This window comes from Nocardia cerradoensis NBRC 101014, assembly GCF_000308535.1.
GTDB classification, from domain to species: domain Bacteria; phylum Actinomycetota; class Actinomycetes; order Mycobacteriales; family Mycobacteriaceae; genus Nocardia; species Nocardia cerradoensis.
Genome location: NZ_BAFW01000345.1, coordinates 1 through 12,293, shown reverse-complemented (window position 1 = coordinate 12,293; position 12,293 = coordinate 1). Strand labels below are relative to the sequence as shown.

The 12,293-nt window shown below is 67.8% G+C and carries 17 protein-coding genes; all 17 read left to right on the top strand.

All coding sequences use genetic code 11. The annotated features are described in order from the left end of the window. On the top strand, positions 1-1,795 hold a 1,795-nt coding region (locus ON23_RS29450; RefSeq protein WP_051043541.1), incomplete at its 5' end, for a major capsid protein. Between the two features lie 115 nt (positions 1,796-1,910). Continuing rightward, positions 1,911-2,651, top strand: coding sequence for a hypothetical protein (locus tag ON23_RS29445; RefSeq protein WP_051043540.1), 741 nt, complete (start codon positions 1,911-1,913; stop codon positions 2,649-2,651). A gap of 3 nt (positions 2,652-2,654) precedes the next feature. After that, positions 2,655-3,191 carry a hypothetical protein gene (locus ON23_RS29440; RefSeq protein WP_039782319.1) on the top strand — a complete coding sequence of 179 codons (537 nt, stop codon included), beginning with the start codon at positions 2,655-2,657 and terminating at the stop codon, positions 3,189-3,191. Beyond that, positions 3,188-3,592 (top strand): hypothetical protein, encoded by a 405-nt coding sequence (locus tag ON23_RS29435; RefSeq protein WP_039782318.1) that lies wholly within the window; start codon positions 3,188-3,190, stop codon positions 3,590-3,592. Before ON23_RS29440 ends, ON23_RS29435 begins: the two co-directional genes overlap by 4 nt. A 5-nt stretch (positions 3,593-3,597) precedes the next feature. Next, a complete protein-coding gene (locus ON23_RS29430) occupies positions 3,598-4,008 on the top strand; it encodes a hypothetical protein (RefSeq protein ID WP_143860587.1) in 411 nt (136 codons plus the stop codon). A gap of 101 nt (positions 4,009-4,109) precedes the next feature. Next, positions 4,110-5,213: a hypothetical protein gene (locus ON23_RS37200; protein ID WP_063821358.1), complete on the top strand. Its 1,104-nt coding sequence runs from the start codon at positions 4,110-4,112 to the stop codon at positions 5,211-5,213. 56 nt (positions 5,214-5,269) lie between these two features. Next, a complete protein-coding gene (locus ON23_RS29420; RefSeq protein WP_039782316.1) occupies positions 5,270-6,673 on the top strand; it encodes a hypothetical protein in 1,404 nt (467 codons plus the stop codon). After that, positions 6,673-7,092 (top strand): hypothetical protein, encoded by a 420-nt coding sequence (locus ON23_RS29415; protein WP_039782314.1) that lies wholly within the window; start codon positions 6,673-6,675, stop codon positions 7,090-7,092. The genes ON23_RS29420 and ON23_RS29415 overlap by 1 nt, the downstream gene beginning before the upstream one ends. A 42-nt stretch (positions 7,093-7,134) precedes the next feature. Further along, positions 7,135-7,920, top strand: coding sequence for an LtfC-like domain-containing protein (locus ON23_RS36245; RefSeq protein ID WP_051043538.1), 786 nt, complete (start codon positions 7,135-7,137; stop codon positions 7,918-7,920). Between the two features lie 8 nt (positions 7,921-7,928). Next, complete coding sequence (locus tag ON23_RS29405) at positions 7,929-8,441, top strand: hypothetical protein (RefSeq protein ID WP_039782312.1); 513 nt, start codon at positions 7,929-7,931, stop codon at positions 8,439-8,441. After that, positions 8,441-9,676, top strand: coding sequence for an SGNH/GDSL hydrolase family protein (locus tag ON23_RS29400; protein ID WP_039782311.1), 1,236 nt, complete (start codon positions 8,441-8,443; stop codon positions 9,674-9,676). The genes ON23_RS29405 and ON23_RS29400 overlap by 1 nt, the downstream gene beginning before the upstream one ends. 24 nt (positions 9,677-9,700) lie before the next feature. Beyond that, on the top strand, positions 9,701-10,087 hold the full coding sequence (locus tag ON23_RS29395; RefSeq protein ID WP_039782310.1) for a hypothetical protein: 387 nt from the start codon (positions 9,701-9,703) through the stop codon (positions 10,085-10,087). A gap of 33 nt (positions 10,088-10,120) precedes the next feature. After that, a complete protein-coding gene (locus ON23_RS29390) occupies positions 10,121-10,861 on the top strand; it encodes a hypothetical protein (protein ID WP_039782308.1) in 741 nt (246 codons plus the stop codon). Next, entirely contained in the window at positions 10,861-11,385 is a 525-nt protein-coding gene (locus tag ON23_RS29385; RefSeq protein WP_039782307.1) for a hypothetical protein, read from the top strand. Before ON23_RS29390 ends, ON23_RS29385 begins: the two co-directional genes overlap by 1 nt. Further along, positions 11,385-11,576: a hypothetical protein gene (locus ON23_RS29380; protein ID WP_039782306.1), complete on the top strand. Its 192-nt coding sequence runs from the start codon at positions 11,385-11,387 to the stop codon at positions 11,574-11,576. Before ON23_RS29385 ends, ON23_RS29380 begins: the two co-directional genes overlap by 1 nt. After that, positions 11,573-11,986 (top strand): hypothetical protein, encoded by a 414-nt coding sequence (locus tag ON23_RS29375; RefSeq protein ID WP_051043537.1) that lies wholly within the window; start codon positions 11,573-11,575, stop codon positions 11,984-11,986. Before ON23_RS29380 ends, ON23_RS29375 begins: the two co-directional genes overlap by 4 nt. A 36-nt stretch (positions 11,987-12,022) precedes the next feature. Next, positions 12,023-12,293, top strand: a 271-nt coding sequence (locus ON23_RS29370; RefSeq protein ID WP_143860585.1) for a hypothetical protein, incomplete at its 3' end; no start/stop codon positions are given.

Genomic DNA, 12,293 nt, shown 5'->3' with positions numbered 1-12,293 from the left:
GGAAGCGGCGCCCGAGGATGGCGGCGACGACACCAACAACGGTGACGGCGGCGACGGTGGGGATGGCGGTGACGGTGCCGATGTGGTGGCCGAAGCCGAGACCATCACCGCCGAAGCGGCCGATCAGGGCGCGGCTGTCACCGCGTCGACCCGCCCGGTGTCGTTCCGCGGCCTGGGTGCACGCAGCGGCCGGACGCCTGGCCGTGTCGCTGCCCCCAACGCGTCGGAGCAGACCGGTTTCCGGATGCGCGACCAGGTGCCGAACTTCACGCCCGGCGTGGTCGGGTTCCAGGAGCTGGCCGCGTCGCTGAACGCGATGGCCACCAACGCGCGCGTGCACCCGAACCGTGCCCCGCACCGTGACCGCGCCAACCTGGTGCCGCTGTCTCTGGCCACCCTGGACCGCGGTTTCACCGACGAATACCAGATCCGGGCCGCCAACTCGGAGGAGTTGAAGGCCGCGCAGGACCAGCTGGTCGCCAAGACGAAGTGGCGGCCCGCCCAGTTCAAGGACGACGGTGCGCTCGTCGCGTCCGGCGGCCACTGCGCGGTGCCCGAAACGATCTACACGTTCTGTGACGTCACCCCGGCATCGGGTCTGCTGACCCTGCCGGCGGCGAACTTCGGTCCGCGCGGTGGCCAGCGTCGCCCGCTGGATCCGGATTTCACGGAGCTGTACAACACCCTCCCCTTCCGGTTCACCGAGGAGGAGTTGATCGCGACCAACCCGGACGGCACCCCGGTCGTGACCAAGCCGTGCATCGAAATCCCCTGCACGGAATGGGAAGAGATCCTGGTGGAGGCCATCGGCCTCTGCGTCACCGCGGGCATCCTGCAGAAGCGTGGCTTCCCCGAGGAGATCGAACGCTTCCTGGCGGAGGTCACCAAGGCGCACCTGATCAAGGTGTCGCTGTGGTCGATCCTGGACATGGTCGCGGTGTCCAACTCGTACACCATCCCGGGTGCGGGCAACATCGGCGCGGCCGGTGCTCTGCTGAACTCGCTGGCCCTGCGCGCCACCATGATCCGGCAGCAGGAACGCCTGCCCCACGACGCCATCATCGAAGGCGTGATCCCCGCGTACGCGCTGGAGGTCGTGAAGGCCGACATGACTTTCCAGCAGGGCCTGGACGTCAAGGCCGTCACCGATCAGCAGATCGACGCGTGGCTGGCGAGCAAGAACATCCGTATGCAGTGGGTGCAGCACTGGCAGCCGCTGCCCACCGCGTCGGTGCGGTGGCCGAACAAGGTGCAGGCCCTGCTGTACCCGGCCGGCGCGTTCGTCCAGCACCTCGAGAACGTCATCGAGGTCGGCGCGTTGTTCGACAAGGCGCAGCTGCAGAAGAACCGCTACACCGAGCTGTTCACCGAGGACGAGTACGCGGTGGACAAGCGGTGCCGTGTGTCGGAGATCGTGGAAGTTCCGTTGTGCGTCAACGGTTCTGTGGCCGCGCGTGAGCAGATCACATGCTCTGCCCCGGCCAACGAGGTGCAGGCGATCACGATCACCGGTTCCCCGACCGGCGGCACCTGGACCGCGACCTTCAAGGGCGACACCACCAAGCCGATCGCGTACAACGCGACCGCCGCGCAGGTGGCCACGGAGCTGTCGCTGCTGAAGACGATCGGCGCCGGAAACGTCGCTGTGTCGGGTTCGGCGGGTGCCTGGTCGGTGACGTTCCAGGGTCTGCTGGGCAACACCAACGTCAACCAGCTCACCGTGACCGGCAGCTTCACCGGCGGCACCACGCCGGCGATCGCGGTCAGCACCACCACCGCGGGCGCGCCGAACTGATCGGCCTCCCCTGAACTCCCGGTCCGGGGTGGGTGAGTAGTCCCACTGTGGCTGCCCCGCTCACCCACCCCGGCCGGGACCCCTTCCCCTCCACCTACTTTCGAAGGAGCGCGGCATGGCCGAGGTCTACACGCCGCCGCTGGCGAACCCCTCCCCTGGCGGTCTGTACTCGGTGGCCGCCCTCATCGACATCACCGGCACCTCCCGACTCGCCGAAGACGTCCAGGTCGAAACCTGGAACTGCGGCCCGTCGTGGGTGCTGCCGATCCACTGCGAAGACGACTTCCCCGACCCGTCACCGATGGGCGCGGAACCGCGAAACAACTGGCTCGACAACGTCTTCGAAGGCGATGTCGTCGGCGCCGACGATGACTGTTCGGCGCTGGTCAGCGAGCCGGAAGCCGGGCAGCGCGCGCAACAGCTGCTGCGCCTTCAGGAACCGGTGAACGTGGAAAAGCAGCTGGTGCCACGGCTGCTCGCCATGGCCGGCACCCCGACCAGCGTCACCGGACTGGTGGTCGCGGTCGGTGCGCTCGAGGAATCTGTCGCCGAATTCGGTTTCACCGGCGTCATCCACGCGGCCCCGCACCTGGCCGCAGCGTTGCAGAACGCGCAGCTGATCACCCGGTCCGGGCAATACCTGCTGTCACCGTCCGGGCATCGGTGGGCATTCGGATCCGGCTACGCAGGCCTGAACGAAACCCTCGTCGCCACCGGGCCGGTCACAGTGCAGCGCGATGCGCCGGTGCTGACTCACGGCCCGGACTACACCCACAACCAGCGGCTTTCCACCGTCCAACGCGATGTCCTCGTGTTGTGGGAGTGCTGGACCAAAGCCGTCACGATCGGAGCCTGACCCATGAAGACCATCACCGAAATCGTCGGCGACACAGCCACAATCCGCGTGGTCCCGCCCGAGAAGCACGAGCGCCTGGCCGCCCTGCTGATCGAAGCCGCAGGCGACCGGAAACGCGAAGTCAAGTCGATCAGCACCGGCGGCCGAGGATTCCGGGTGCCGCTGGATATCGCCGAGGACGCCGGGCTCGTCAGCTACGAAATCGTCATCACGGACGACGAGAACGACAGCGGGCAGGCCGAGACGCAGTTCGCAGAAGGCGGCGTGATCCCCGACGACGCAACGGCAGTGAACGACACCGACTCCCCGATCGCTGTGCAGACGGCCGAGGAGCGCGACCAGACCGTTCCCGGCCCGGCGGAATTTGATGTCCCCGCACCGGAGCCGGGGCCCGCCGACGCAACGCCGGTCGCCGACGATTCCCCGGCAGAGGAGACCGCGGAGGAGCCGGCCAAACCGGTCGCCCGCAAGTCGACCAGCCGCGCCAAGTCGAAGCCGACCACGAAGGCCGCCGACGAGAACGCGGGTGAGCAGGCGTGACCGATAAGCCGACCGTGGCCGAGGTGGCCGCCGGTCTGGCGCTGGAGAAAATCCGCGACCAGATCGAACCCCGAATCACCGCCGCTGTCACCGAAACCCGGGAGGCAGCGCAGCGACAGATCACCGAGTGGTTGCAGTCCGGCGCTCCGGCCGCGGTGTCCGGCGCTGTGGACGGGAAGGCGGACGCGCGGGATCGTGCGCAGCGCACCGCGATCCAAGGCGCTATCTCCACCGTCGTGGTCGCGATCCTGCTGGCGGTGGCCGGGGTGATCGGCGGTGCCGGATTCGATTTCACCGATGCCGGGGATTGGAAGGCGGTGGGCGGGGCCGCGATTGGTGCGGTGGTGACGGTCGTGACCGCCTACTTGCACCGACTGGTGAAACCGCCTGCGGACGGGTGATCGGGATGAGTTTGGCTGCGGAGGTCGCGCCCTACATCGCCACGGTGTTGGGGACGGGATTTGCGACCAGTTTGGTGAACGGGTGGATGAACCGGCGGAATGAGGCGCGGCGCGTCGAGGCCGACGCGCGCCGGACAGACACGGAGGCAGAGGTCACGCTGTCCGCCGCGCTGGGCGCTGGGTATGAGCGGTTGATCGCGGGAATCGAGACCGAGCGTGAGGAATTGCGTCGGGAGCGGCAGGGCCTGCGGGAGGAGCTGGTCACCGCTCATTCCGACAACCGCCTGTTGCGGGAGGAGATCGCGGCGTCGCGCCAGGAAGTCGCGGCCCTGCGGAACGAACTCGGCGCGGTGAAACGGGATCTGCAGCGAGTGCTGGCCGGGAAGCCGCCGATCGGCGATTGGCTCACCGAGTAGCAGAGCCGGGGTGTGCTTGCACCCCGGCGCTCTAGGGTGCGGCGCACGGGGCATGGGCAGCCACGAAAACCGTTTCTCACATGCGCATTTGAGGAGTCATCGTGGCTAAGTACGCGGTCGTGAGGGGTAAGCGCCTGCGGGCCACCCTGGTCGACGCCTGTGGCATGCCCCTGGCCGGTCCGCGTTCGCGGCTGGTCACCAAAGGTTTCGTCACCGTCAAGGCATCCCCGGTCTGGAAGGACGCCAACGACATCGAGCAGGAGAACGCAGACGGCGAAACCTGCGTCTCCGATCGCACCCCGCCCTCGCTGAAATGGTGGGCGCTGTCGATCGAGCTGTGCGGCGTCGATACCGCCCTGTTCAACATGTTGTTGGACTGGGACGTCGTCACCAGCTACGACGGCAAGGACATCGGATTCAGCGACAAGAAGAACGTCCCGTTCGAGACCGGTGTCGCGATCGAACTGTGGTCCGGCGTCGGCTCCGAAGACGCCTGCGAGGTCCCCACCTCCGACGACATCCTCGTCGGCGCCGGCGGAAACCTCGTCCTCCCCTACGGCTATTCGGTGTGGCCGGTGTTCAAGGAAGCGCAGCTCGGCGACCTCGAGTACGGCGCGAAGGCCAGCACCTTCACGCTGAACGGGATCACCGCCTACGCGCCGCGCTGGGGCCGGGGCCCGTACAACGTGATGCCGATCGACGTCGACAACACCGGTGGCCGTCTGCTCCAGCCGATGCAGGCCGAGCAGCAGCATCGGCAGTTCCGCACGACCATCGCACCGCCCGAGATCACCGATGGGGCGTGCCCGCTGATCCTCCCCAGCCCGTACTACGGGGAGACCGCGGCGGAGATCGCTCCGGAACAGCCTGCGTGCGGCACCACGGCGACCAATGAGAAGCAGTCGGTCACCCTGACCGGCACGCCGACCGGCGGCACTTTCACCCTCACCTACAAGTCGCAGACCACTGCGGGCATCGCGTACAACGCGGCGAACACGGCGGTGAAGTCCGCTCTGGAGGCGTTGGCGAACGTCGGCACCGGCAACGTCAACGTGACCGGTACCGGCCCGTACGCGGTCGAGTTCGTCGGTGATCTGGCGGGTATGGATCTGCCGCTGATGACCGCTTCCGGTGCGGGCCTGACCGGCGGCACCACGCCGGGCGTGACCGTGGCGGAGACCGTCAAGGGCGGCGTCTACGCCTGATCGGTACCGGGCGGCCAGGAATCCTGGCCGCCCGGTGTCTCATTGAGGAGCACACTGTGACCGATCCGTTGGGCCTGACGTTCGGCAAGATCGTCGGCCGGTACCTGGCCAACGTCGCCGATGGCGTCGACTCAGACGACATGCCGGAGTTCGAACCGCTCTCGGGCACAATCACGCTCACGGCGCAACCTCCGAAAATTCTTGTACCGCAGGGCATTCCCGACCCGGTGACTGTTGTGCAGTTGCCGGACTTCTATGTGTGCACCCTCGATGATCAGGGGTATCTCACCAACCAGGGCACGCGCGGTGTTCGGGTCATCGCGCCGACGCCCGGCACGACCAACCCGAACAACTTCACCTACCGCGCCAGCTTCGACCTGTACTACGGCACGAAGCGGGTTCCGATCGCGCCGTTCTCGTTCTACGTCGCCGCGACTGGTGATACGGATCTGACCAAGGTGTCCCCCGTGCCGGGGTCACTGGGTAACGCTGTCACTCAAGGCGTGTCCGTCGTCGGAGTGACCCTTGTCGGTGACGCGCTGGTGTTCTCGCTCTCCGATGGCTCCACACTGCCGCCGGTGGATGTCCCCGACATCTCCGCTGCCGCCGCGTCAGCTGAGGCCGCCGCCGAGAGCGCGACCGACGCCGAGGAAGCGCGCGACGCCGCAGAGGCCGCACTCAACGGCTTCGACCTCTCTATCGGCACCGTCACCACCGGCGCGCCCGGTAGTCCCGCCTCTGCCACGGTGTCCGGCGGCCCGACCGGGTGGGTAGTGGATCTGGTTCTGCCGCAGGGCGAGGAGGGCCCCACGGGGCCGCCCGCACCGAACGCGACCGCGACCACGGCCGGCCTGGTGAAGCTGCCCGGCGGCGTCTCTGGTGAAGTCGGCGGCAGCTTCGACCACCCGACCGTCACCGGCTGGGACGGCAAATCAGATGTGGGACATACCCACACCTCGAGCGCGATCACCGATGCCACCACGGTCGGCAAACAGGTGCTCACCGCCAGCAACGCCGCCGCGGCCCGCGCCGCGATATCGACCATCGCGGACAACGATTCGCGGCTGACCGATGCGCGCACCCCGACCGCGGCCGGGCAGGTGTACGACATCGTGTACGTCCACACCAGCTCGGCCACCACGCGCGCGACTGGCGGCGGCAACGTGGCCTCCCAGGGCATCAAACTGACCCGCAACATCCGGATCACTCAGGTTCGGTACCGCGGCACTACCCCAGGCGCATCCGGAACGCTCGACGTCGAGCTGCGGAAGAACGGCAGCCAGGTCACCAGCACGAACAAATCCATCGCGGTCGCCGACCAGACCGCCGGCGGCGCGAACGCCACCGCCACCGGCACATTCGATTACGACGCCGGTGACATTCTGCTGCCGTGGATCACCGGTGTCGGTACGTCGCCCGGTCTCGGGCTGATCGTGGAGATGACGGCGGTGACACGCTGATGTTGCTCACCGTCATGGGCGGCGCGTCGCCGCCGTCGTCGCAGCGGATGAACAAGTCCGGGAACCAGAGTCTGTCGGGCACATCGCCGACGATCGTCCCGACCTGGACTCCTGATGCCGGATACCCGGCCACCAACATCGTCAGCAACGCGCTCGTGGTGGACCGGGCCGGAACCGTGAACATCACCGCGCGGATGGTGATCAGCGGCAACACATTCAGCGCGACGATCACCGGCTACATCTACCTCAACGGCGCACAGATCAAATCCGCTGCCATCTCCAGCACCGGCACAATCAATCTCGATATCGCGGGCGTGGTGGTCGGCGCGAACGACACCCTGGATATGCGGGTGGCGGCGAGCGCCACCGGCGCCACCATGGCCGCAGCGGGTACGTTCGTCCAGATCGACGCCGCGTAGGGCCTGCGTCTGATTGCACCCCAGCCGCCTACCGTGCGCGCCATGCTGACCTTGGGTGCTGTTGCTGGGCGGCTGCGTCTCGCGCTGGACCCCGCCGCCGACTTCGTCGGTCGGGTCCAGTTGCAGCAGCCACTCGGCACGCCGATGCCGTGGCCGACCGGCACATCGGCGTGGCTGCACCTGTCCGCACGCGGCACCAGCTTCGACGTGCAATGGCCGGCCACCATCTCCGGGTCGCTCATGTCGTGGCACCAGGTGGCAGCGGATGTGGCGGCGGTGCCACTGACCTCATGGGCTGAGCTGTGGCTCGACTACCCCGACAATCCACCGTTCGTGTGGCTCAAAGGGCCGGTCGAATCCGGGTGCGCGTCAGCTGGGTTCGGCGGGATCGTCGCTGTCCCCGGTATCTCCGATGGGGCGGTCGCTGTCCCAGTTCCCGGCCCAGCCGGGCCGCCGGGCAGCGGTGAGGGCGGGGCGGCGGTCATCGTCACCGGCACCGCTGGCGCCGCGCTGTCCGGGCATCGCGCGGTGGTGCGGAATGCGTCGGGGGCGTGGGTGTACGCCGACAACCAGACCGCCGGGCACATCGGCCTGCCGATCGGGATCACCACGGGCGCAGCAGCATCCGGCGACCCCGTCTCCGTCGTGATGGTCGGCGACCTGACCGAGCCGTCCTGGGCGTGGACACCGGGCCCGATCTTCCTCGGCGCGGCGGGTGCGCTCACCCAGTCCGTGCCCACCAGTCCTGCGCTGTTCGTCGCGCAGATCGCCGCAGCCACCAGCGGCACGACCGTATTCGTGGATCGCTCACCGAGCATCGCTATCTAGGAGACCCCATGCCCGGCAACAAGTACATCAAGCTCGACACCACCACCGGAAACCTCACCGAACAGGCCGCTGTCCAAACCTCAGCGGGTGCCGGGGATGCCGGGAAGATTCCCGCGCTGGATTCGTCCGGCCGGTTGGACAATTCGATGCTGCCGGTGGGGATCGGCGCGGACACCGCCACCATCACCGCCAGCGAAGCGCTCGCCGCCGGCGACTTCGTGAACATCTGGAACTCCACCGGACCCAAGGTGCGCAAGGCCGACGCCACCACCGCCGGGAAAGAAGCACACGGGTTCGTCCTCGCCGCCGTATCGTCCGGGGCGAGTGCGACCGTCTATTTCGAGGGCACCAACACCGGCGTCACCGGCGCCACTGCCGGACCTGTGTTCCTCGCCACCACCGCGGGCACCGCGACCTCCACGCCGCCGTCCGGTTCGGGGAATGTGGTGCAGCGGCTCGGTGTGGCGGTGTCGGCTACCGCGATCAACTTCGAGGGTCAGCCTCCGGTGGTGCTGGCCTGATGGTGGAACGTCGTCCCCTCGTCCTGGACGGGGGCACCGTCAAGGAGCTGGCGGACGGCGATTCCCTGCAACGGGCGTTGCCGTTGCGGACGATGATCCTGCCGCACACCAACGGCGGCCTGGGCGGCACCGTCGCGACCAGTCTGGCGGCGGGCACAGCAGGCTCCACACGGTTCGTCGTCAAACTGCCCGTCGACGTGAACCGTTGGCGGATCAAGATCCGCAACCGCGACAGCAGCGAGACTGCGAAAACGTCGGCCACGCTGAAGAAACTGGTGGTCGGACAGCACAGCCTGCCCGGCACCGGCGACGCGTCCGACACCGGAAGCTTCGCCGGCTCGGCGGCCACCACGATCGTGTCCACCGATCAGACGATCCCCGGCGACGGCAGCTATTACGTTTCGCCATGGGTGACGACCGCGGGCGCGTTGTTCACCGCGAACCAGGAATGGTTGCTGGCGTTCGGGTGGACCTTCGCGAGCTCCACGGCGGTGCAGACCGGCGCGGGGAAGGCGTGGACGTGGACCAACGCGACATCCGGCACCGATCCCACTGTCGCCGGGTCAGGCGGAACGGTGACGTTCGTGCCGTTCGAGTGGGTGATCGAATACGAGTGCACCACCCGCCGCCAGGTGTGTTTCGTCATCGGCGACAGCATCTTCGAACCCATCGGCGGCGGCCGTGGCACCTCTAGCGCGAGCATCGCGCCGACCCCGCTGTGGCGCGGCAACGTGTATCTCTGGGCGGCCGAACACAACCGGCTGGTGGTCAACATTTCACTGGCCGGCTGGAAGCTCAGCGACTACGCGACGGACATGTCGAACGTGATCATCGCGCACATCTGGAACCGTCTCAGCCTCGGCACATACCCGATCGATGAGCTACTGATCAGCGGCGGATCCAACGACGCGTTCGGCGGCGGCGGAACGCTGGCGACGATGCAGGCCGCTGTGCTCACGCTGATCAGCCGTGTGCAGACGCTGGCCAGCTTCACTGGCCCGGTCTACATGGGAACGATCATTCCCCGCACCACCACCGGCGACACGGTGCGCGCCGCCTACAACGATTGGCTGTCGCTGAAACCGTCGTTCTGTACCGCGGTCATCGACTTCGCCGGCGCGATGCGCGGCGCGTCGAGCACCGCGCTGTGGCCGGACTACACCTGCGACACCATCCACCCGTCCTGGCTCGGGCACCGCCGTATGGCGACCGAGCTGGCAACCATGCTGCCGTAGCAATCCCTAAGGAAAGAGGACGACATGCCATCGCAACTGAATCGGGTCGACATGGTCCCCAGCGACCAATGGTCGGTCATCGATGCTGCAGGCCAATTGGTCTGGGCGCACAACATCGACGGGGGACTCATCGCCACGTATTGGGCAGCGGACCTCGAACCGGACGAGGGCTACTGCCTGATCCGCACCGACACATTGCCTGACCAGCACTCGGTGAATCCGGGGCCGGGGCAGATCCTGGCGCCGTATTGGCCGCGGAGCGCCGGTGTGGAGGGCGCGTATCCGTACATCAATTCCGAGGTGTTTTTGTGGGTCGCCCGGGTGGCTCTCGTCCCTGACTACGCGATCGAGGGCGTGACTCCGGCCGTGACATATCCGTTGAACCGCAACATCACTCCGCCGACCGAGTAAGCGGCTGCACCCCTTCGGCCTACGGTCCGCGTCATGTCCTGCACCTGGCCGGTCTCCTACACCTGTCTCCCCGACGTCGCATCGCCGGAAGACGCCGCCCAGCTGCAGGCCGCTGTGGACACCGCCGTGAACGTGTTGTGGTCGTTCACCGGCCGCCAGTACGGGTGCTGCCCGCTCATCGTGCGGCCGTGCCCGCAACAGCGTGAGCACCACCTGTTCTGGATCCCCGGCTACGCCTGGTATCCGGTGCTCGACGCCGGGGTGTGGCAGAACATCGCCTGCGGGTGCGGTCCCACCTGCACGGTCGGCGGGCCGGGTGTGGTGCATCTGCCGGGCCCGGTGTGCTCGGTGACCGAAGTGAGAATCGACGGCGCGACAGTCGATTCCAGCACGTGGGTGCTCGAAGGTGACCGGCTGTACGCGGCATCCGGGCAGTGGCCCAGTCAGGACCTGTCACGCCCGGCCGGCTCCCCCGGCACCTGGAGCGTCGAATTCCTCCAGGGCTATCCACCGCCGGTGGGGGCCGCCGCCGCGGTTGGCGCGTTGGCTTTGGAGTTCTGGAAATTGTGCCGGGGCGAGAAGTGCCGGCTCCCGCGCGGTGTGGAATCGGTGTCCCGGCAGGGGGTGTCGATGAAGATCGCCGACCCGACCGCGATGTTCGAGAACTTCCAGACCGGGATCCCGGAAGTCGATTTGTGGATCGCGGCGGTGAATCCGCACCGGCTGGCCGCCCCGCCCGCTGTGCTGTCGCCGGACTACCGGGGTGGTGCCTGATGGATCCCGTAGCGACGGTGATCGGGCTCGCGCTGACCCGGCTGCGGCAGGTGTTCGCGCCGGACGCGTCGGCGCCTCCGCTCGGCGGCGGAACCGACACCGTGTACATCCTGGCCGGGGACACCGGCATCATCCCGGAATGGGTGGGCACCAACTCCGACAGCTGCGACGACTGCGGCCCCTACATCTGGGTGCGGCTGGTGCGTCGTTGGCGCACAACGGAATTCCCCACCGAATCGGTCACCGCTGACTGCGGGGCGCAGAAGGCGATCACCATCGAGGCCGGTATCGCGCGCTGTCACCCGGTCGACGCTGACGCAGCGGAGCTCGAGCAGCTGGCGGCGGTCCAGTGGGACGACGCCTGGCGCATCGACCTGGCGCTGTGCGCGGCGATGGGGGATGCGGAAGCCGCGGGCAGGGTGGGCCGCGCGGCGCTCGGGCCGGGTGAGCCGTTCGGGCCGGAAGGTTTGGTCATCGCGTGGACGCAGCTCGCGCACGCGGAAATCGCAGGAGGACAGCAGTAATGGCGAAAGTCACCATCGAAGGCGTCATCAATTCCGACGTGTGCGCGCGCGGCAAGCGGTACACGGTGGAGATGACCGACCAGCTTCGCGGCCTGCTCGGCTCGGGGATCGTGAAGGTGGTCGACTGGCACCACGACGACGAGCCGGCTGCCCCGGCCCGGAAGCGGCGGCGGGCCAGGGACGGCGAGTGACGATCAAGGTTCGGCCCCGGGGGTCGTACTTCATTCCGCCCGCGCACGTCGGGGAGCAGGCGGCGCAGCAGGCCGCGCCGAGGATGCGGAAACTGGGGCGGGCGGTCACCCGGACAGCGCGGCGGCGGGTGAATGTGCGGTCCGGGCATCTGCGGTCCACGATCGGCGACCGCACCACGGTCCTCGGTGCGACGGTGCTGACCGAGACGTATGCGACCGCGAAATATGCGCGGTTCGTGCACGATCCGACCAGGGCGCACGCGATCGTGCCCCGGCATGCTCGGGCGTTGCGGTTCCAGGTCGGCGGGCGCACGGTGTTCGCGCGGCGGGTGTGGCATCCCGGATATCGGGGGAATCCGTTCCTGGCGAGCGCTGTTCGCGATGAGCTGGCGAAAGCGAAAATGATCTGACCTGGGGTTTGCACCCCTGTTTGTGATTGTGCGCGGGTGACTGCGCCGGGCGGAATCCGCATCCCCATTACTGCCGATGGCAGAGGGTTCGAAGCTGATCTGGCCCGTGTCGTCATCGGCGCCATGCGCAAGGTCCAACTCCAGTTGGACGCGAAACCGCTCGATATCCCGATCAAAGTCGATCTGGACACGGCCGGCACCCCGGAGCAGATGCGTGCGCTGCGTGAGCAGTTGCAGCGCGAGGCCCGCCCGATCGTGCAGGAAGTGCGGGTCCGAGTCGACCAGCCCGCCATTGCTCGTGTCATCG